Raw genomic sequence first — 20,143 nt, 5'->3', positions numbered from 1 at the left:
CGCCGGGGACGCCGTGCTCGGCGGCCCCCGCGGACCGGGTGCGGACAGCCGGGTCGCGACCGGCGCCACCAGGGCGGGCCGGACGGCCCCGACGCGGATCAGGCCTTGATCAAGGCCCTGACCAGGCGGTGATCAGGCCTTCTTGGTCTCCCAGAAGATCTTGTCGATCTCGGCGATGAGCTCCAGGGCCTTCTCGCCGGTCTTCGGGTCCGTCGAGGCCTTGGCGGCCGACAGGGCCTTCAGGGTGTCGTTGACCAGCTGGTGCAGCTGGGGGTACTTCTCGAAGTGCGGGGGCTTGAAGTAGTCGCTCCACAGCACGGAGACGTGGTGCTTCGCGAGCTCGGCTCGCTGCTCCTTGATGACGGTGGCGCGCGCCTGGAAGTGCGGGTCGTCGTTGGCGGCCATCTTTTCCTGGACGGCCTTCACCGACTCCGCCTCGATGCGGGCCTGGGCCGGGTCGTACACACCGCAGGGCAGGTCGCAGTGTGCGCTGACCTTGACCTTGGGGGCAAACAGGCGGGAAAGCATGGAGCGTTCCTTCCTCGTGATCGTCTTCTCAGGTGGGACATTACTCCCTGGGAGAGGGCTTTTCGCGAGTGCCCCCATGGGCTTAGGACAAAAGTCCGGGGTCAGACTGAGACTGGTGGAGGAACAGACCGGGGAGGTGCCGGCGATGCCGGAGCTGTCGCAGGAGACCGAGCGCGCGAGGGCGGCCGCGCTCTTCGGACTGGCCGAGGTGACCGGCCCGTCCATGGTGCCCACGCTGTACCAGGGGGACCGGTTGGTGGTGCAGTACGGCGCCCGGGTCCGCGCCGGGGACGTGATCGTGCTGCGGCATCCGTTCCAGCAGGACCTGCTCGTGGTCAAGCGGGCCACGGAGCGCCGCGAGGGCGGGTGGTGGGTCCGCGGGGACAACACCTACGCCGGCGGCGACAGCACCGACTACGGGACCGTGCCCGACGAGCTGATCCTGGGCAAGGTGCGGCTGCGCTACCGTCCGCTGAAGCCCGGTCAGCGCTCGCCGCTGGCGGTGGCGCGCTGGGCGCTGTCGGCGGCCAGGCCGGTGCTCGCCGTCCGGTCCGCCTCCAGGCGCTTGCGGGCGCGGTAGGCGGCCACGTTGGCGCGGGTGGCGCAGCGGTCGGAGCAGTAGCGCCGGGAGCGGTTGGTCGAGGTGTCGAGGTAGGCGTTGCGGCACGGGACCGCCTCGCACAGGCCCAGGCGGTCGACGCCGTACTCGGTGAGGTGGAACGCCAGGCCCATGGCCGCGATGGCCGCGTAACCCGCCGTCGCGTTCGACGGGTGGTCGGCCAGGTGCATGTGCCACAGCGGGCGGCCGTCGTCGTCACGGAAGTCGTGCCCGGAGATCTGCGGGCTCACCGGGAACTCCAGGAGGAGCGAGTTCAGCAGGTCCACCGCGAGGGTCTCGTCGCCGCCGTCGGCCGCCTCGAAGACCGCGCGCAGGCGGGCCCGGACCGAGCGGAACCGGGTGACGTCCGCGTCGGTGGCCCGGCGGCCCGCCGACTGGTTGCCGCCGAAGAGGGAGCGGACTGCCTCGACCGAGGTCAGCGCGTCCTTGCCCCGGGCCGGTTCCTCGCTGTTGACGAGGCGCACGGCGTAATCCGAGTAATAGGCCAGTTCCACTTGTAGTCCTTACGGTGGCGCTCTATGGTCGGGATGCGGGCGGGGTAACAGCCGTTCGTGCTTCCAGGGTATTACGCGACGAACGCGGCGGAGGGTTGCGATGACGGACGCGCAGACGACCACGACCGGTGCCACGACGAGTCCCGCGAACGGTGCCACGGCCGACGCCGCCACCGGTGCCGCGACGGGTGCCGACTGGGCTGCCTGGCAACGGAGCTGGGACCGCCAGCAGGAGTGGTACATGCCCGACCGCGAGGACCGCTTCCGGATCATGCTCGACATGGTCGAGGCGCTCGTCGGGCCCGCCCCGCGCGTCCTCGACCTCGCCTGCGGCACCGGTACCGTCACCGCCCGGCTGCTCGCCCGCCTCCCGGGCGCGACCAGCACCGGCGTCGACCTCGACCCCGCGCTCCTCGCCATCGCCGAGGGCACCTTCGCGGGCGACGACCGCGTCACCCTCGTGACGGCGGACCTCAAGGACCCCGACTGGCCGGCCCGGCTGCCGTACGACACGTACGACGCCGTCCTGACCGCCACGTCCCTGCACTGGCTGCACAGCGAACCCCTCGCAGCCCTCTACGGTCAGGTCGCGGGACTCGTCCGCGACGGCGGTGTCTTCATGAACGCGGACCACATGATCGACGACTCGACGCCCCGGATCAACGCGGCCGAGCGCGCACAGCGCCACACCCGCATGGATCAGGCCAGGACGGACGGAGCCCTCGACTGGGCGCAATGGTGGCAGCTGGCCGCCGAGGACCCCGTTCTCGCCGGGCCGACCGCCCGCCGCTTCGAGATCTACGGCGAGCACGCCGACGGCGACATGCCCTCGGCCTCCTGGCATGCTCGCGTGCTGCTCGAACGCGGCTTCAGCGAGGCTCGGCCGGTCTGGGCGTCACCCTCCGACACCCTGTTGCTGGCCCTGAGGTGAGCATGAGGTGAGTACCCCGCCGTAACGGCCGGAACCAGCCAGTCGGCGCCGATGCGGCCGGGGCGACCCGAACGGCGGAGCCGGCGAACGGCGGATGGGGCGAACGGAAGGGGCGGTACGGGATACCCGTACCGCCCCTTGTCGTTGGCCGTGACCGCTACAGCACCTTGGACAGGAACGCCTGCGTCCGCTCGTGCTGCGGGTTGGTCAGGACGTCGCGCGGGTTGCCGGACTCCACGACCACTCCGCCGTCCATGAAGACCAGGCTGTCGCCGACCTCGCGGGCGAAGCCCATCTCGTGCGTGACGACGACCATCGTCATGCCGGACTCGGCCAGGTCGCGCATGACGTCGAGGACGTCACCGACCAGCTCCGGGTCGAGCGCCGAGGTCGGCTCGTCGAACAGCATCAGCTTCGGGTCCATGGCCAGGGCCCGGGCGATGGCGACGCGCTGCTGCTGGCCGCCGGAGAGCTGCGAGGGGTAGCTCCTGGCCTTGTCGGCGAGGCCGACGCGGTCCAGAAGCTCCGTCGCGCGCTCCCTCGCCTTGGCCTTGCTGACGCCCTTGACCTGGATCGGGGCCTCGATGACGTTCTCCGCGGCCGTCATGTGCGGGAACAGGTTGAACCGCTGGAACACCATGCCGATGTCCCGGCGCTTCAGCGCGACCTCGCTGTCCTTGAGCTCGTACAGCTTGTCGCCCTTCTGGCGGTACCCCACCAGGTCCCCGTCCACGTACAGGCGGCCGGCGTTGATCTTCTCCAGGTGGTTGATGCACCGGAGGAAGGTCGACTTGCCGGAGCCGGAGGGGCCGATGAGGCAGAACACCTCGCCGTTCTTGACCTCCAGGTCGATGCCCTTGAGGACCTCGACCGCGCCGAAGGACTTGTGCACGCCCTCGGCCTTCACCATCGCGGTCATGACGCACTCCTTTCGCGGCCGATCGAGAACAGGTTCGCCCGGATCTTCTGGAAGACCGTGGGCGGGAGGCTGCGGCTCGAACCGCGGGCGTAGTACCGCTCCAGGTAGTACTGGAAGACGCTGAAGATGCTGGTCATGACCAGGTACCAGATGGAGGCGACGAACAGCAGCTCCATCACGGCGAACGACGAGGAGCCGATCACCGAGGTCGAGCGGAGCAGCTCGTTGTACGTCACCACGTACACCAGCGACGAGGTCTTCAACATGTTGATGAACTCGTTGCCGGTCGGCGGCACGATCACCCGCATCGCCTGCGGGATGACGATCCGGCGCAGCGTCTTGGCGTGGCTCATGCCGAGCGCGTGCGACGCCTCGGTCTGTCCCTCGTCCACGGCCAGCAGGCCGGCCCGGCAGATCTCCGCCATGTAGGCGGCCTCGTTCAGACCGAGTCCGAGCAGGGCGCACATGAACGGCGTCATGACGTCCGTCATCTCGTCCTTGTAGATCGGACCGAGGTTCAGGACGGGGAAGATCAGCGCCAGGTTGAACCACATCAGCAGCTGGACGTACACCGGGGTGCCGCGGAAGAACCAGATGTACAGCCAGGCGACCGTGCTGGTCACCGGGTTCTTCGACAGCCGCATCACGGCCAGCAGAACACCCAGGACCACGCCCAGCACCATGGACAGGATGCTGATCAGCAGGGTGCGCCCGGCGCCGGCGATGACGGTCGAGTTGAACAGCTGGTCGCCGACCGTGTCCCACTGGATGTCACCGTTGGCGAAGGCGTTGACCAGCAGCGCCAGGAGCGCGATGACGATCACGGCGCTGACCCAGCGGCCGTAGTGGCGCACCGGGATGGCCTTGATGGCCTCCGGCGGGCCGGAGAACCCCGCGTCCTTGGCCACCGGCGGGGTGTCCTCGGGTGGTGCGCCGCCCGCGGAGGACTTGTCGAGCTTGTCAGTCATGGGGACTGCCCTTCGAAGACTTCAGGAGGTGCGGGTGGATCACTTGCCGCCGTTGATCGCGGAAGCCTTGATCGCGCCGCTCTCGGCGCCCCACTTCTCCAGCACCTTCTGGTAGGAGCCGTCCTTGATGATCGCGTCGACGGCCTCCTTCAGGGCGTCGCGCAGCTGGGTGTTCTTCTTGTTGACGACGATGCCGAACGGAGCGGCCTCGTACTGCTTGTCGAGGACCTCGAACGTGTTGCCGCCGCCCGCCTTGCGGGCCATGTCCACGGCCACCGGGTAGTCGTTGACGCCGGCCACGGCACCGCCGGACTTCACCCGGGTCTGGGCCTCGGTGTCGTTCTCGAAGGACTCGATCTTGAGGGCCTTCTTGCCGCCCTCCGTGCACGTCTTGGACTGCGCCTGCAGGGCCTCTTCGTAGGTGGTGCCCCGCTGCACCGCGACCGTCTGACCACACAGGTCGTCGATGGTCTTGATGCCCTTGGGGTTGCCCTTCTGGACGTAGATGGCCGTGCCGGCGGTGAAGTAGTCGACGAAGTCGACGCCCGTGCCGAGCTTCTTGCCGCTGTCGTCCAGGCCTTCCTGGCGCTGCTTGTTGTCCGTGATCGACGACATGGCGACGTCGTAGCGGCCGGTGTTGACCGCGGTGATCAGGGTGTCGAAGCCGCCAGACGTGAACTGGAAGTCGACGCCGAGCTGCTTGCCGAGCGCGGCGGCGATGTCGGGGTCGACGCCCACGATCTTGCCGCCCTCGACGGACTCCATCGGGGCGTACTCGGCGTTGGTGCCGACCTTGATGACGCCCGCCTTCTGGATGTCGGCCGGGAGCTTCGAGAAGAGAGGCGCCTTGTCGGAGCCGCTCGACGACTCGGAGGAGCTGCTTCCGCCCTCGGTCTGGTCGCCGCAGGCGGTGAGCAGCAAGGCGCCCGCGACCGCGAGGGATCCGACCGCTGCCAGGCGGGTGCGCGCGGCGGTCGTGCGTCGGGTGGAGCTTGCGGTCATGGTGGATTCCTCCGGCGGATGGATGGAGATGCCGATGGCTCGACAAATGCCGATGGGTCGACGAGAACACACACCTTCGGGTGTCGCGACCTCGTGTGATGACGGCATCTTGCCATTCGGACTACGCCATTCAGGGGGCCAGCCATGTCAAAATCGGATAACGGGCGACCCCCGAACCGCATCACTCCGGTACATCACGACCGGACGGAGCCGGACCATCTGCGGGAATCCCCCGTTCCGGCCGAAAGATCTTCGGTTCATCTCACGGTGTGATCGCCCGGCGTGCGCGCTGTTCGTCGACTTGAGTCCGTGTCAAGGGTTCTCGTGAGCTTGGCGGGACTTCGCACATGAGTCATGTCACTCCAGGTGACGTCTGTCCAAGGTCCACAGAGTGAGCCATGTGACCTTGCACGGAATGGACTCGTCGGCTGTGGTCTCCGTCCGGTAAGAAGGATTTTTACACCCCTCATCCGGGGCTCAGGGCGCGTGTGCGGCGCGCCCGACGCGCAGGTGCCCGTACGCATCACCTCTGGGGCCCCGCGCGATGCCCGCCCACTTCTCAATCAGGAGTGGCCACCCTCAAACCATGCAGACCTAAGGGGTACAACACAGTGGCAGCGGAGATCGTCAATCCTCGCAGCGAAAGCGCCGACCAGGCGGGCCGGGAGGGCGGTGCGGAGCCCCTCGACTCGTTCGACCCGGTGTTCGCGCTGCACCGCGGCGGAAAGATGGCCGTGCAGGCCACCGTCCCGATCCGCGACAGGGACGACCTGTCCCTCGCTTACACCCCCGGCGTCGCGCGCGTGTGCACCGCGATCGCGGAACAGCCGGACCTGGTGAACGACTACACGTGGAAGTCGTCCGTCGTCGCCGTCGTGACCGACGGCACGGCCGTCCTCGGGCTCGGGGACATCGGCCCCGAGGCCTCCCTTCCGGTGATGGAAGGCAAAGCCATCCTGTTCAAGCAGTTCGGCGGGGTGGACGCGGTTCCGATCGCGCTCGCCTGCACGGACGTGGACGAGATCATCGAGACGGTGGTTCGCCTCGCACCCTCGTTCGGCGGAGTGAACCTGGAGGACATCTCGGCGCCGCGGTGCTTCGAGATCGAGCGCCGGCTCCAGGAGGCGCTCGACATCCCGATCTTCCACGACGACCAGCACGGCACGGCCATCGTGACGCTGGCGGCGCTGCGCAACGCGGCGCGGCTGAGCGGCCGGGGCATCGGCGAGCTGCGCGCGGTCATCTCGGGCGCCGGCGCGGCCGGTGTGGCCATCGCCAAGATGCTGGTCGAGGCCGGCATCGGAGACGTCGCGGTCACCGACCGCAAGGGCATCGTCTCGGCGGACCGCGAGGACCTCACCGACGTCAAGCGCGAGCTGGCCGGGTTCACCAACAAGGCCGGGCTGAGCGGCTCGCTGGAGCAGGCGCTGGCCGGAGCGGACGTCTTCATCGGCGTCTCCGGCGGTACGGTCCCGGAGGAGGCGGTGGCCTCGATGGCGAAGGGCGCGTTCGTCTTCGCCATGGCCAACCCGACGCCCGAGGTGCACCCGGACGTCGCCCGCAAGTACGCGGCCGTCGTCGCGACCGGGCGGTCGGACTTCCCGAACCAGATCAACAACGTGCTGGCGTTCCCGGGGATCTTCGCGGGTGCGCTGCAGGTGCGGGCGTCGCGGATCACCGAGGGTATGAAGATCGCGGCGGCCGAGGCGCTGGCGGGGGTCGTCGGTGAGGATCTCGCGGCGGACTACGTCATTCCTTCGCCGTTCGACGAGCGGGTCGCTCCCGCGGTGACCGCGGCGGTTGCCGCGGCTGCTCGGGCCGAAGGGGTCGCGCGGCGCTGACGTGTGGGTGGGTGGCTCCGTCGGTTCGCCGGAGCCACCCGTTTTTTTACCCACCGACCCGCCCGATCGGGTGATGACGAGGCACCGTTCCCGGGGGCTGCCGCTCCCGGACCCCGCTTCGGCGCTGAACGGGCCTCGTCCTCGATCGCCGGACGGGCCGAGATGTTCCGACCGGCGCTCGACCCGTGCCGTCGGGCGGGCGGGTGTCCCGACCGGTGCTCGACCGGTGTCGTCGGGCTGGGTCACATGCGCAAGAGGGTATGTCTCACAGTGCGGTCCGGTTTCGCTTGGCGTCGGCGGAACCTATCGTCGGCTGCATGTTCGCCGTCTACGCCGCCCGAATCGACCGCGACCAGCCGCTTTCCGGCCTGGAGTTGGGGGAGCGCCCGGCCCCCGAGGCCCGGCCGGGCTGGAGCACCGTCCATGTCAGGGCCGCCTCCCTCAACCATCACGATCTCTGGTCGCTCCGGGGCGTCGGGCTCCCCGAGGGCCGGCTGCCGATGATCCTCGGCTGTGACGCCGCCGGGGTCGACGAGGACGGCAACGAGGTCGTCCTGCACTCCGTCATCGGCCAGAGCGGGCACGGTGTCGGGCCCGACGAGCCTCGTTCCATCCTCACCGAGAGGTACCAGGGCACCTTCGCCGAGCAGGTCGCCGTGCCGACCTGGAACATCCTGCCCAAGCCCAAGGAGCTCTCCTTCGAGGAGGCCGCCTGTCTGCCCACGGCCTGGCTGACGGCGTACCGCATGCTCTTCACCAACGCGGGCGTACGGCCCGGTGACTCCGTCCTCGTGCAGGGCGCCGGAGGCGGTGTCGCCACGGCGGCCATCGTGCTGGGCCGGGCGGCCGGACTGCGGGTCTTCGCCACCAGCAGGGACGAGGCCAGGCGGAAGCGGGCCCTGGAGCTCGGGGCCGTCGAGGCGGTGGAGCCCGGTGCGCGGCTGCCGCAGCGGGTGGACGCCGTCATCGAGACCGTCGGCGCGGCCACCTGGTCGCACTCGGTGAAGTCCCTGCGGCCCGGCGGCACGCTCGTGATCTCCGGTGCCACCAGCGGTGACCGCCCCTCGCACGCCGAGCTGACCCGGATCTTCTTCCTGGAGCTGAAGGTCGTCGGCTCCACCATGGGCACCAAGGACGAACTGGAGGACCTGCTCTCCTTCTGTGCCGCGACCGGCGTCCGTCCCGTGATCGACGAGGTGCTGCCGCTCGACCGGGCCCGCGAGGGCTTCGAACGGCTCGCGTCCGGCGATCAGTTCGGCAAGATCGTGCTCACTCACGGCTGAGTCGTCAGCCAGGTCCTACGCTGCGGCCGGCCTGCTGTCGGGCGGGTCCGGGGTTCCGGGCCCGCCTTTCGCGTGCCGTGGGTGTCAACTATGGTTGACAGGGCCGTCCTGTCAACGTAGGTTGACATCATGACCGAAGCAACGGATCTCGCTGAGCGCGCGGGGGACCGCGACCCACGGGTCGGGCTGCGCGCCGTCGCCGCGCTGCGCCGGCTGCTGGAGCAGTTGGAGGCGGTGCAGGTGCGCAGTGCGCGCAACCAGGGCTGGTCGTGGCAGGAGATCGCCGCGGAGCTCGGAGTCAGCAGGCAGGCCGTGCACAAGAAGTACGGGAGGCATTGATGTTCGAGCGGTTCACGAAGGACGCCCGTGCCGTGGTCGAGGGCGCGGTGGGGCACGCCGAGCGGGAGGGGGCGGCGCGGGTCGAGGAGACCCATGTGCTGCTGTCCCTGCTCGACCGTGAGGGCAGTCGCGGTTCCTTCGCACTGGCCTCGCTCGGTCTGCCGCCCGGTGGGCGGGCGGGGCTGGTGCGGGACCTGGACGAGACGCGCCGTCGCGGCGGCCTCTCCCGGGCCGACGCGGACGCCCTGTCCGGGCTGGGTATCGACCTTTCGGAGATCGTGTCCCGGGTCGAGGAGACCCACGGCGAAGGAGCGCTGGCCGCCGCCGGCCGGGGTGGCCTCTTCGGCGGGCGGTCCGGGCGGCGGCCGTTCAGCCGCGCGGCCAAGGACCTGCTCACCGGCACCCTGCGCGTCGCCGTCGCCCACGGCGAGCGGCACATCGGCGACGAGCACCTGCTGCTCGCCCTGACCGTCCGTCGGGGCGTCCCCTCGGAGATCCTCGCCGACCACGGCGTCACCCACGCGTCCCTCACCCGGGTGCTCTACGGCGACAGCCGGGGAGGTGAGCCCGGGACCGCGACCGAGGCCAAGGCCGGCTGAGCGGGTCTGCCCGCCTGCCTGCGCCCACCTGCGCCCGCCGGGAGCGTCAGGGCTTCGGCGCGCGCAGGATCACCCCGATGTGCGCCGCCGCCGTGGACAGGTGGCGGCGCGCCTCGCGGAGCTGGTCTCCGGTGACGCCGTGGTCGCGGGCCGCGTCACGGATGTCGTCCCGGAAGCGGTCGAGCAGACGGTCCAGGTCACGGGCCGGGTCGCCGCCGGTGTCCTCGTGGGCCCAGGCGGGTTCGTACTCGGCGGGGAAGTCCTCCGGGGTGCGGGAGTATGCGGCGAAGCCTGATTCCTTCGCCGTGCGGGACTCTTCCGCGGGGCTGGACTCTTGCGTGGTGCGGGACCCTCCTGCGGGGCGGGACTCCTCCGTGGGGCGCGAGTCCTCCGGGCGGGTGGTCGTCGTCGAGTCCGCCGTCGCCGTCGAGCCTGTCTTCGCCGTCGAGCCCGTCGTCCCGGTACGGCCGAAGCCGAAGTCCCTGCCGTACTCCCGGCCGAAGTCCCCGAACTCCTTGGCGAGTTCCGCCAGACCCTCGCGGACGCCGGTCGGCCAGTCGCCCCGGGAGAAGTGGTCCTGGACCTGTTCCTGGACCCGGCGTGCGATGCGCTGCACCTCTTCCTGGGCCTGGGTGCTGGCCCGCTCCTGTGCCTCCTTGGCCTGGCGGCGGGCCCGCTGGGCCTCCTCGCGGGCCCGGCGGCTCTCGTCCTTGGCCCGGCGCGCCTGTTCCTTCCACTCCTGCTTGACGCGGCGCATCTCCTCCTTGGCGACGCGCCACGACTCCTTGTCGCCGTATTCCCCGTACTCACCCCGCTCGGCGTGCTCCGCCGAACCCGTCCCGGTGCCCTGGCGGGCCTCGGTGGCCGCCGCCCGCATCTCGCGCCGCAGATCGCCCGCCGCGCCCCGCACGTCGGCCCGGATCTCGGCGGCCAGCTCGGCGACCGACTCGCGGATCTCCAGCTCCAGGTCGGCCAGTTCGCCGCTGCGGTCGGCCAGTTCGGCCCGGCCCGCGTCGGTGATGGCGTAGACCTTGCGGCCGCCCTCGGTGGTGTGGGTGACCAGGCCCTCGGCCTCCAGCTTGGCCAGCCGGGGGTAGACCGTGCCCGCCGACGGCGCGTAGAGCCCCTCGAAACGCTCTTCGAGGAGGCGGATCACCTCGTAGCCGTGGCGCGGCGCCTCGTCCAGCAGCTTCAGCAGGTAGAGACGGAGACGGCCGTGGGCGAAGACGGGGGGCATGTCAGAGCACCTTCTTGTCGGTCGTGCTGTCGGCCGGGTCGCCGGAGACGTGCTCGCCGCCCGGGCCGGAACCGGCATTGTCCCCCGAGCCGGTGGGCCGTCCCGAGCGCGCTTCAGCCTCCGGACCGGTCGGCGGGGCCGAGGCCGGAGCCGTTTCCGCCTCTGCCTCTGTCTTTACCTCTGCCTCTGCTGCCGGCGCTGTCGCCGGCGCGTGCTCGGGTGCGCCGGCCGTCGTCTTCGCCGTCCGCTCGTCGTACCGAGCCTCGTGCTCCGCGTCGGCCGCCGCGTCGTCGGACGAGTCGTCCGTCGCGTGTCGGGTCGGGTGGTCGGTCGCGTCCTCCGTCGCGGGTCTCCGCAGCAGGGCGATCGAGCCGGTGACCGTCGTCGCCTTCAGGCTGCCGTTGCCCGCGCCCAGTCGGCCGGTGATGCGCTTGGCGCCCCACTGGCCGCTGACCCGGAGGTCCTCGAAGGCGTTGGAGACCGAGCCGCTCGCGGTGTTCGCCTCCACCCGTGCGTCCGCCGGATGCGGCAGGCGGATGGCGATCTCGCCCGAGACGCTGGTCAGGTCGATGGTGGTGGGGCGGCTCGTGGGATCGAGGTCGACGATCATCGACCCGCTCACGGAGTCCGCCTTCACGGAGGAGCCCGCCTCGACCACCGTCAGGTCGCCGGACACGGAGTTGAAGTGCAGGTCGCCGGTGAGCGCCTGGGCCTCCACGCTCCCGGAGACGGTGTCCGCGCGCACCGGGCCCGCGAGCCCCACCAGGGTCGTGTCCCCGGTGACGCCCTTCACCTCGGCCCGGCCCTCGATACCGGAGACCACCGCCCCGGCGCTGACCACGCCCACCTCCACGCGGGTGCCGGCCGGCACGGCCAGCGAGACCACGGCGCTGCGCCGCCAGCCCTTGCGGTCGAGCCACTTGAGGAAGCCCTTCCAGGGCAGGTCCTCGTACGCCACGGTCAGATTCCCGTCGCGATGACTCACCACCAGGGGCGGCCCCTCGATCCGCGAGACCTCCAGGCGGGCGGGGCCCTCTTCGGTGCCCACGACGTTCACGGTGCCGTCGACGATGCGCACGCGCAGTTCGCTCACGGGCTCGTCGAAGGAGAGCTTCCTCGGCTCGGCGACGGACCACTCGGACATGGTGCGGACCTCCTCCACGACAGCGACACGACACGCCATATCGCGTCTCACGTAAAACACGATATATCGCGGTGGAGGAAAGTCAAGACACTCGTTCCGGTGATCACCTCGGCGTACGCGAAAGGGGCGCCACCCCGGGCGCCCCTCCACGTGAACCGTCGCGAACGGCCTACTCGTCGTCGTCCTCGTCGTCCAGTCGCGCCAGCCAGGTCGCCAGCCGCTCCACCGGCACCTCGAAGTCCGGGTTCAGGTCGACGAACGTCCGCAGCTGCTCGGCGAGCCACTCGAAGGTGAGCTCCTCCTCGCCGCGCCGCTTCTCGAGTTCCTCGATTCCGCGATCGGTGAAGTACATGGATCGTGCTCCGTGGGTCGGTCACAGGGATAGGGATCCCCCCTCGGGGGAAGGACCCTTGTTCCTGCGAGGGGAGGAAGAGATCCGTTCTCCGGTGGGAGGGGACACGAAAAGGATAGGCGCAGGGGGACGGCGTCCCGCGGGCCGCGGGGACCCTCGCGTGATCGTGACCTCGCGGCCGGCCCGCGCACCGACGGGCGGGGCCGGGGGGACGGGGAGACGGGGGAGTGCCATGAGTGCTGACGACGTGACACGGGTGGCGCGCATCGCGCTGCCGGACGGGACGCCGGTCTGGGCCCGGATCTCGGGGGCGGGGGAGCTCGCCGCGCCGTCCGGGCGGCTGTCGTACAGCGACACCGGGTTCGCCGACCGGGTGGAGGCGAGCGTGGAGAGCCTGCACGCGCTCGTCACGGGGGTGGCGCGGTCGCTGGCGGAACCGCTGCGCGCGGTGCGGCCCGACGAGGTGAGCGTCGAGTTCGGCATCGAGCTGACCGCCAAGGCCGGCAAGGTCGTCGGTCTGCTCGCCGACGGAGAGGCCAAGGCCGGCATCACGGTCACCCTCACCTGGAACAGCGGGCCGCCGGATCTCGACGCGTCACCTCCCGCGCCCCCCGGAGCGGGCGCCCGCGCGCGGGACGGCGCGTCGTCCGACGGGGGCGGGGTCCGGCGCGCGGGCGCGTCCCCCGGCGCGCCGATGCACGGGGGCGCCGACGGCACCGTCGGCGGGGGCGCGGAATGACGGGCGGGCACGCCCCGGGCGCATCGAACGCGTTCGATGCGGCCCGTCGTGCACTGCGTGGACTCGTCGTGGCCGCGACCGTGCGCATTCATCGCCCGGCCGTCGGGTATGCCCTGGAGGAGCCCGCAACGTTCCTCGGGAGCGGCTTCTTCATCGCCCCGAACTGGGTTCTGACCTGCGCACACGTGGCTTGCGGCGGGGAGGGGGGCGAGGTCGCGGTGGTGTACGAGACAGCACCGGGGCGGGGCACGTCCACCGCCCCGGGCCGGGTCGTGGCGACCCTCCCCGACCGTGCCGACCGGGCCGACGGCGCCGGGCCGGCACTGCCCGCGGGGAACTGGCCCGCCCCGGACCTCGCCCTGGTCCAGCTGACCGAACCCGTCGAGGACCACGAGTGCGTGTACGTCTCCGAGCGTCCGGCGGCCTACTACGGCGAGGGCCGGGTGCTGTACGCCGGCTGGACCGAGAACGAGGGCCGGCTGCAAATCCTGGACGGCACGCTCACCGTCCAGGGCACCATCGGCGGCTGGTCCTCGGACGTGCAGATGCGGCTGGGCGACAATGATCTGCCGTACGGCGTCTCGGGCGGCCCGGTGATCGACCCCGAGCGCGGCGAGGTGATCGGCGTGCTGAAGGCGCGCTCCGACCACCGGCCCGGGGGCACGTCCACCGGGATCGAGCAGCTGCGCACCCTGCGGGTCTCCGCGGAGGCGGTGCCGGCCGAGCACAGCGACCTCTACCAGGCGGTCTTCCACGCCCACGACCGCTACCACCGTGACCGGCAGCGCCACCCCGCCTCCCGGCGGCAGACCTGGACGGACGTACAGGGCAGGCTCGGCGCGCGGCCGGGCCGCACGCTCAGCCCCGACGAGCGGATCCAGCTGCTGGGCCGGCTCGCCGAACTCCCGCCGCCCGAGAGCACCCGCGGGCTGCTGGACATCCTCGACTCCCTCCCCGACTTCCAGGCACCCACCCCGCTGCCCGCGCCCCGCGGCTGGCGCGACGGCCTCGGAGCGCTGTACGAGAGCGCGAGTGACGACGGGGCACTGGAACTCGTCCTCGACTACGCGATGCGCGCGATGTCCGCTCCGCGCCCGTTCGTCGTGCCCAGCACCCCGGACGCCGAGAAGGCCCTGTGGGTCTGGGTGTGGCAGGCGGCCCAGCGGCTCGGCGCCCGCTACCGGTCCGGGCTCGCCGAACAGCGGATCGAGCGGCTGCGCCGGCGGGACGAGGCGGAGCGCGACGACCTCGACACGGTCTCCGGCGGCCCGTACCCGGCGGTGGGTCCCGCCGCCCGCGGGCGGCAGCGGCGCGGCGGGCCCGACGCACGCGCGCGTGCCGGTCCCGCCGGCAGTGTGGCCCGGCCGTCCGCCCTGCTCGAACTGGTGCGGCGCGGCTGGGAGCCGGACCGTTGCGACTGGTCGGTCTCGGTGACCGTGCCCGGCGGCGAGGTGGTCCGGCTGCACGAGGCCGAGCGCACCCCGCTGGCCGATCTGCCCGCGCACCTCGCCGGTCCGCTCGCGGAGGCCTTCCGGCACTGCGACGAACCCGGCAGGCCCGCGCTCCTTCAGGTGGCGCTGCCGCACGCGCTGCTGGGCCTGGAGGTCGACAACTGGCAACTCACGCCCGGGCAGGAGCCGTTGGGGGCGCTGCGGCCGGTCGTCGTGCGCTGTGCAGACCGCGGCCTGCTGCCCGACGCGGCGTTCGGCGCGTACGGCGGGGGAGGGCCGGACGGCCCCGCGGCCAGCAGGGCCGAAGCCGACGGCCCGGACGGTTTCGACGACCCGGACGAATGGGAAGCGGAGCGCCGAGCCCGCTGGCGCTGGCTGCACGCCCACCGTGCCAAGGCCGAAGTCCTCGACTGCGACGAGGGGTTGCGTAAACCCGTCCCGACCGTCGAGCAGTTGCGCGCCCTGTCGCACGGCACCGTCCCGGTGCTGTGCCGCTACGGCGACCTCCGGTACGAGGACGACGCGGAGGCGCTCGCCCGGATCGTGCGCGGCGGCTACGGCGTGGCCCTGTGGCGTCGACGGCACGGCCGGGCCGACGCCGTCTGCGGGGAGTTCCACCGCGGCACGATCGACGGGATCGCCGAACCACCGAGCGCGCAGTACCTGCCCGAGGCCGTGCACGATCTCCGGATGCGGCTGCGCGCGGGCCGCACCGAGTCGTTCTGGGCCGACGGTGTCGCGCTGCTGTACGACGATCCCCACCAGCCGCTGCCCGGGACCGGTGACCTGCTGGAGGCTCCTTGAACCCACCCGCCCGCGGGGCCGAGAGGCCCCTTACCAGGCACCTCCAGGATGGATAACGTGATGCACGTTCGGACGGCCGCGGCGGACGAGTGACGAGGACCGGATCATGACCGAATCCAGTGAGTGGCTCATCTACCGAGGCGCCGGCGAACCGCACGACGGGATCGAGCGGCTGCCCGATCCGCCCCCCTGGCGCGACTTCACCAGCCGTGACGCGGCGGGTTCCGGAGACGGGTCCCAGGACCGCAGGCTCGGCGCGCACCGGCACCTGGCGGAACTGCACCGGCCGGGCGCCGAGGAGCTGGAGATGATCAACGCGGCGCTCTATCTGCGCCGCCCCCTGCTCGTGACGGGCAGCCCCGGCGCGGGCAAGAGCACGCTCGCCCACTCGGTGGCGTACGAACTCGGGCTCGGCAACGTGCTGCGCTGGTCCATCGTCAGCCGTTCCGCGCTCCAGGACGGGCTGTACCACTACGACGCGATCGCCCGGCTCCAGGACGTCCAGATCGCCGCGCAGGGCGGGTTCGGGTCGGCGGCCGGTTCGCCGGGCGCGGTCGAGGGCATCGGCAGCTACATCCGGCTGGGACCGCTCGGCACCGCGCTGCTGCCCTCCGACACCCCGCGCGTGCTGCTCATCGACGAGCTGGACAAGAGCGACATCGACCTGCCCAACGACCTGCTGAACGTGCTGGAGGAGGGCGAGTTCGCGATCCCCGAGCTGGAGCGCATCGCCGACCGGCTGCCGGACGGCGAGGCCGAGGTGCTGACCGCCGACGGGGTGAAGGTCCGGGTGCGGGACGGCCGAGTGCGCTGCCGTGCCTTCCCCTTCGTCGTGCTCACCAGCAACGGCGAGCGCGACTTCCCGGCCCCGCTGATGCGCCGGTGCATCCACCTGGAGCTGGGGCGCCCCGATCACAACCGGCTCGCGACCTTCGTACGCGCGCACCTCGGGGACGAGGCGGCCCGCGCGGGGGACGATCTGATCACGCGGTTCCTGGAGCGCTCGCGCAGTGAACTCCTCGCGGCGGACCAGCTGTTGAACGCGATCTACCTCACCGACGCGGCCGCGCCGCCCAGCCGTGACCGCCTGGCCGATCTGCTCATCCAGCGACTCGACCGCCCGAGGTGAGGGCCTGATGCCCGACGCAGCGGCACGCCACGGCCCCGTCCCGCCCGACGGCCCCCGGCCCGGCACTCCGGGTGCCGACCGGGACGGGGACGGCTCCGCGGCGACCGCCGGCGCCTCGGCCCCCGTACCGCGCGTCGGTGATCCGCTGGCCGAACTCGTCTCGCGGCTGCGTGCCGTGGGCCTCGACCCCGATGTGCCGCAGCTCTGTGACGCGCTCTGGCTGGCGCGCTGGACCCGCCCGGTGGACGACCCGGAACAGGAGGACCCGCCCGCCGCAACCGCCGCCAGGCCCCTACCCCGTCCCGACGACGGGGGCCGCCGGGACGCGGACGGACGGCCGCGGGGGGACCGCACCGAACGGCTGGAACGGCCGCCGCAGGACCTGGGGACCGACGGGCGGGTGAGCCTGTACCCGGTCCCGCAGGACGGGGTGGAGCGGACCCAGGGCGCGGGGCGGGCCGCCGCGCTGCCGGTGGGCGTACCCGCCGCCCCCGTGCTGCCCGCGCCGCTCGAACTCCAGCGCGCCTTACGGCGGTTGCAGCGCTACCGCAGCCCCGCCCCACCGCTGCGCACACGGCTCGACGAGACGGCGACGGCGGAACGCAGCGCGCAGGCGGGCGGCCTGATCCTGCCCGTGTACCGGGCCGTCACCCGGGGCGACGCCCGGCTCCAGCTGGTCCTGGACGCCTCGTCCTCGATGCGCGTCTGGGACCGGCTGTTCATCGAACTCCAAGAGGTGTTCGGCCGGTTGGGCGCCTTCTCCGACATCCAGGTCAGTCATCTGCACCAGGGCCCGGACGGTGAGCCGGCCGTCAGCCGCAGTCCCGACGCCTACGCGGCGCCGCTGCACTCCACGGACCGGCTCAGCGACCCCACCGGCCGCCGGATCGTCCTGTTCGTCAGCGACTGCGCGGGCCCCTTGTGGCACAGCGGCCACGCGCACCGGCTGCTGCACCACCTCTCCCGGCAGGGTCCGGTCGCCGTGCTCCAGCCGCTGCCCCAGCGCCTGTGGAGCCGCACCCGACTGCCCGTCCAGTTCTGTGAGTTGAGCCGCGGCGAGACACTGGGCGGAGCGGCCGCACTGCGGGTGCGCACCCCGGCGGGTGGCCCGGCCGAGGTGCGCCGGGGAGCCCTGCCGGTGCCCGTGCTGCCGCCCGAGCCGGTGGCCCTGGGCGCCTGGGCGCGGCTGCTGTCCGGGGCCGGTGCCGGGCCCGTCCCGGGGGCCGTGGGCTGGGTGCGCGCGGACCAGCCGGCCGCGCCGGCGGCGCGCGTCGACCGTCGGCGCACTCCCTTCGAACGGGTCAGCAGGTTCAGCTCCAGCGCCTCCCCGGCCGCCGGACGGCTCGCCGTGTACCTGGCCGCCGCACCCCTGTGCCTGCCCGTGATGCAGCTCGTCCAGCGCACGATGCTGCCCGACTCCGGGCCGGCCGAACTCGCCGAGGTGCTGGTCGGCGGCCTGCTCACGCGCGCCTCGGAGGAGTACGCCGACGGCGGCGCCCTGTGGTACCGCATCGAGCCCGACGTCCGTGACGCCCTGTTGTCCCGGCTGGGCCGCGACGAGGCCATGCTGGTGCTCAAGCACTGCTCGGAGTACATAGAGCAGCGCTTCGGCAAGGCCGGCCCCAACTTCCCGGCCCTGGCCCTCGCCCAGCTCGGCGACGGCGGCGCGGGCCGCCCGTACGTGCCCGCCACCCGGCGCACGGACCCCGGCGACCACGGCGATCACGGGGATCACGGGGACGACAGGGACGACAGGGACAACGGGGGCAGCGGCGAGGAGGCGCCCGTGCCACAGCCCTTCGCGGAGGTCGCGGCCCGCGTCCTGCGGCGGTTCATGCCGCTGCCCGAGCAGTTCGAGAGCCCGGCGAGCCGGATTGGACCGGGAGAGCCCGTGGACCGGCCGACGCACCAGGCGGTCCGCAGGGCCCGAGCGCTGATCGAGCGCTTCGACAGCGAGGGCATGATCCAGGACGTCATCGACGCGGTGCAGCTGCTGCGCGGCGCCACCGAGCGCGAACGGGCGGGCGCGGACCCCGAACTGTGGGCCGAGTACGCGCACTGCACCCTGCGGCTGTGGGAGGTACAGGGCGGCGACGACCTCCTCCAGGAGGCCGAGGCGGCCGCGGAACGGGCGACCGCGCATCCGCGCCGGCTGCGCGAACGGGCCGTGCTGGCTCGGGTGTTGCACGCGGGCGCGACGGACCGCAGGCGGCGCGGCGACCGCACCGGCGCCCTGGACCTGCTGCGCCGCGCCGACCGCGAGTACGCCGTCGCCTGCGCCGCGCCGGGCCTCGACGAGAGCGAGGCGCTCAGGCTCACCCTGGAACGGGTGCGCGCCCTGGAGGCACAGTGGCGGCTCGGCGGCGACAGCGCGCTCCTCCAGGGCGCCGTCGGCATGCTGGAGGCCTTCGCCGACGTCTGGCCCGACCGGCGCCTGCGCCCGCCCGAACTCCCCCTGGAGCACGGCCGGATCCTGCTGCGGCTCTCCGGCACCACCGCCGATCCCGTCCAGGCCCGCCTCTACGCCGAGCAGGGCGCGCAGTCGCTGCGCACCGCCCTGGACACCGGCGGGGAGCCGTACACCGCCGAGTCGGCACGCGCGCGGGTGCGCATCCTGCTCGACCTGGTCGACGCGCTGCTCCAGGCGGGCGGCCCGCTCGACGACGCCCAGGCCCGCGTCGACGAGGCCCTCTCCCTGGTGCGCGAACAGGGCCGGCGCGCGTCCCTGCTGGCGCGGGCCGGGCGGATAGCCGTCGCCCGGTACGCGGAGTCGGGTGAACCGGCGGAGCTGGAGGCGGCCGCCGACCGCTTCGCGCAGGCCGCCCAGCGGATGTCCCGCGACGCGCCCGCGCACGCCGACGTCCTCGCCGAGTGGGGCGAAGCGCTCCTGCGGCTGGCCGGACTCCAGTCCGGGGCACGGGCGCGGGACGCGCTGTCCCGGGCGATCCGCGTGCTGCGCGACTGCCGGATGGAGACCCCGGCGGGCAGCCGGCAGGTCGCCCACCGGCTGCTGCTGCTCGGCCGCGCGCTGATGCTGCGCTACCGGGCCCGCGGCGACCGTGTCGACCTGCGCGAGGCCGAGCACCTCTTCGGCCTCGCGGCGGCGGACGCGGGCGATCCGCTGCTGGCCGCCCGGTGCCGACTGGACCTCGGCCAGGTCCAGTTCGAGGCCTACCGCAGCCTGCGCCGCCCGGCCCGCCTCGACCTGGCGGTCGACGCCTTCCGCGACGCGGCGGAGGCGGCCCGGGAGGCCGAGGGGGTGGCCGAAACGGACCGGCGACGACAGGAGGCCGTCCAGACGGGTGCGCAAGCACACCACTGGCGGGGTATGTCCTACGAGGCGGCCACCCGCCCGCGGGCCGCCCGGGAGGCCTACCGCGCGGCCCGCGCCGAGTGGGCACGGCTGCCCGAGGGCAGCCTGGTCACCGACGGCCCGACGCCCGCCGAGACGGCGGAGCGACTGGCCGAACTGGAGCGTGTGACGTGAGTGGAGCGAGTCGGGAGGACCACGGGATGGGCGCACGGGACGAGGCGTCGAGGGATGCGGAGGCGCCGGCACCGCCCGGTGTTCCCGAGCCGCTCCCCGACCTGCTGGCACTGGATCTCGCGGAGCTGAGCACGATCGAGCATCCGGTGCTGCGCGATGTGCTCGGTGAGCTACGGGAGCGGGCGGCCCGGCCGAGCGAGATGTTGTGGGGCTTCAACAACGCACTCTGACGCGGTGAGAAACCGGAGGCGGGAGCGCTCGGTCCGAGAGCGACAAT

General features: G+C 72.3%; 19 protein-coding genes. 11 read left to right on the top strand and 8 right to left on the bottom strand.

The features are described 5' to 3' along the window. Positions 1–132: 132 nt before the first annotated feature. The gene (gene sodN, locus OG440_RS11885; protein ID WP_020130742.1) at positions 133–528 is read right to left on the bottom strand and encodes a superoxide dismutase, Ni; all 396 of its coding nucleotides are present in this window, start codon (positions 526–528) and stop codon (positions 133–135) included. A gap of 145 nt (positions 529–673) precedes the next feature. On the opposite strand from sodN, the gene sodX reads away from it, so the two are divergent. After that, positions 674–1,108 (top strand): nickel-type superoxide dismutase maturation protease, encoded by a 435-nt coding sequence (gene sodX, locus OG440_RS11880; RefSeq protein WP_406011327.1) that lies wholly within the window; start codon positions 674–676, stop codon positions 1,106–1,108. On the opposite strand, the gene OG440_RS11875 is transcribed toward sodX, so the two are convergent. Next, on the bottom strand, positions 1,012–1,641 hold the full coding sequence (locus tag OG440_RS11875; RefSeq protein ID WP_406006810.1) for a CGNR zinc finger domain-containing protein: 630 nt from the start codon (positions 1,639–1,641) through the stop codon (positions 1,012–1,014). The two genes, sodX and OG440_RS11875, sit on opposite strands and share 97 nt — an antisense overlap. A 100-nt stretch (positions 1,642–1,741) precedes the next feature. Between OG440_RS11875 and OG440_RS11870 the strand changes: the two genes are divergently transcribed. Further along, the gene (locus OG440_RS11870; RefSeq protein WP_406006809.1) at positions 1,742–2,572 is read left to right on the top strand and encodes a class I SAM-dependent methyltransferase; all 831 of its coding nucleotides are present in this window, start codon (positions 1,742–1,744) and stop codon (positions 2,570–2,572) included. Between the two features lie 157 nt (positions 2,573–2,729). Here OG440_RS11870 and OG440_RS11865 read toward each other — a convergent pair whose 3' ends face one another. The 3 genes from OG440_RS11865 to OG440_RS11855 are packed head-to-tail and all read right to left on the bottom strand — an operon-like array spanning position 2,730 to position 5,461. Beyond that, complete coding sequence (locus OG440_RS11865) at positions 2,730–3,491, bottom strand: amino acid ABC transporter ATP-binding protein (RefSeq protein WP_406006808.1); 762 nt, start codon at positions 3,489–3,491, stop codon at positions 2,730–2,732. Continuing rightward, a complete protein-coding gene (locus OG440_RS11860) occupies positions 3,488–4,459 on the bottom strand; it encodes an amino acid ABC transporter permease (RefSeq protein WP_406006807.1) in 972 nt (323 codons plus the stop codon). Before OG440_RS11860 ends, OG440_RS11865 begins: the two co-directional genes overlap by 4 nt. Before the next feature lie 39 nt (positions 4,460–4,498). Next, entirely contained in the window at positions 4,499–5,461 is a 963-nt protein-coding gene (locus OG440_RS11855) for an ABC transporter substrate-binding protein (RefSeq protein ID WP_406006806.1), read from the bottom strand. A 611-nt stretch (positions 5,462–6,072) separates the two neighbouring features. On the opposite strand from OG440_RS11855, the gene OG440_RS11850 reads away from it, so the two are divergent. The 4 genes from OG440_RS11850 to OG440_RS11835 all read left to right on the top strand — a co-directional run bounded on the left by OG440_RS11850 (position 6,073) and on the right by OG440_RS11835 (position 9,523). Beyond that, positions 6,073–7,302: an NADP-dependent malic enzyme gene (locus OG440_RS11850; protein ID WP_406006805.1), complete on the top strand. Its 1,230-nt coding sequence runs from the start codon at positions 6,073–6,075 to the stop codon at positions 7,300–7,302. Positions 7,303–7,619: 317 nt separating this feature from the next. Beyond that, on the top strand, positions 7,620–8,585 hold the full coding sequence (locus tag OG440_RS11845; RefSeq protein WP_406006804.1) for a zinc-binding dehydrogenase: 966 nt from the start codon (positions 7,620–7,622) through the stop codon (positions 8,583–8,585). A gap of 129 nt (positions 8,586–8,714) precedes the next feature. Next, a complete protein-coding gene (locus tag OG440_RS11840) occupies positions 8,715–8,924 on the top strand; it encodes a helix-turn-helix domain-containing protein (protein ID WP_016437953.1) in 210 nt (69 codons plus the stop codon). Then, the gene (locus tag OG440_RS11835) at positions 8,924–9,523 is read left to right on the top strand and encodes a Clp protease N-terminal domain-containing protein (protein ID WP_406006803.1); all 600 of its coding nucleotides are present in this window, start codon (positions 8,924–8,926) and stop codon (positions 9,521–9,523) included. Before OG440_RS11840 ends, OG440_RS11835 begins: the two co-directional genes overlap by 1 nt. Positions 9,524–9,569: 46 nt before the next feature. Here the strand turns inward: OG440_RS11835 and OG440_RS11830 are convergent, their stop codons facing one another. The 3 genes from OG440_RS11830 to OG440_RS11820 form a co-directional block, all read right to left on the bottom strand. Further along, positions 9,570–10,760 carry a helix-turn-helix transcriptional regulator gene (locus OG440_RS11830; protein WP_406006802.1) on the bottom strand — a complete coding sequence of 397 codons (1,191 nt, stop codon included), beginning with the start codon at positions 10,758–10,760 and terminating at the stop codon, positions 9,570–9,572. Position 10,761: 1 nt separating this feature from the next. Next, a complete protein-coding gene (locus OG440_RS11825) occupies positions 10,762–11,904 on the bottom strand; it encodes a DUF4097 family beta strand repeat-containing protein (protein ID WP_406006801.1) in 1,143 nt (380 codons plus the stop codon). Positions 11,905–12,073: 169 nt separating this feature from the next. Continuing rightward, positions 12,074–12,256, bottom strand: coding sequence for a DUF6104 family protein (locus tag OG440_RS11820; RefSeq protein ID WP_406006800.1), 183 nt, complete (start codon positions 12,254–12,256; stop codon positions 12,074–12,076). Between the two features lie 232 nt (positions 12,257–12,488). Here OG440_RS11820 and OG440_RS11815 point away from each other — a divergent pair, with 232 nt between their 5' ends. The 5 genes from OG440_RS11815 to fxsA all read left to right on the top strand — a co-directional run bounded on the left by OG440_RS11815 (position 12,489) and on the right by fxsA (position 20,096). Then, on the top strand, positions 12,489–12,995 hold the full coding sequence (locus OG440_RS11815; RefSeq protein WP_406006799.1) for a CU044_2847 family protein: 507 nt from the start codon (positions 12,489–12,491) through the stop codon (positions 12,993–12,995). Then, a complete protein-coding gene (locus OG440_RS11810; RefSeq protein WP_406006798.1) occupies positions 12,992–15,250 on the top strand; it encodes a trypsin-like peptidase domain-containing protein in 2,259 nt (752 codons plus the stop codon). Before OG440_RS11815 ends, OG440_RS11810 begins: the two co-directional genes overlap by 4 nt. Positions 15,251–15,356: 106 nt before the next feature. Continuing rightward, positions 15,357–16,379, top strand: coding sequence for a MoxR family ATPase (locus OG440_RS11805; protein WP_020130728.1), 1,023 nt, complete (start codon positions 15,357–15,359; stop codon positions 16,377–16,379). Positions 16,380–16,386: 7 nt separating this feature from the next. Further along, positions 16,387–19,866: an SAV_2336 N-terminal domain-related protein gene (locus OG440_RS11800; RefSeq protein WP_406006797.1), complete on the top strand. Its 3,480-nt coding sequence runs from the start codon at positions 16,387–16,389 to the stop codon at positions 19,864–19,866. Continuing rightward, complete coding sequence (fxsA, locus tag OG440_RS11795) at positions 19,863–20,096, top strand: FxSxx-COOH cyclophane-containing RiPP peptide (protein WP_406006796.1); 234 nt, start codon at positions 19,863–19,865, stop codon at positions 20,094–20,096. Before OG440_RS11800 ends, fxsA begins: the two co-directional genes overlap by 4 nt. Positions 20,097–20,143 lie beyond the last annotated feature (47 nt).

Origin of the sequence: Streptomyces sp. NBC_00637 (assembly GCF_045161545.1) — a bacterium.
Classification (GTDB): domain Bacteria; phylum Actinomycetota; class Actinomycetes; order Streptomycetales; family Streptomycetaceae; genus Streptomyces.
The sequence above is the reverse complement of the archived record's forward strand: the minus strand, read 5'-3'. Positions and strand labels throughout refer to the sequence as shown.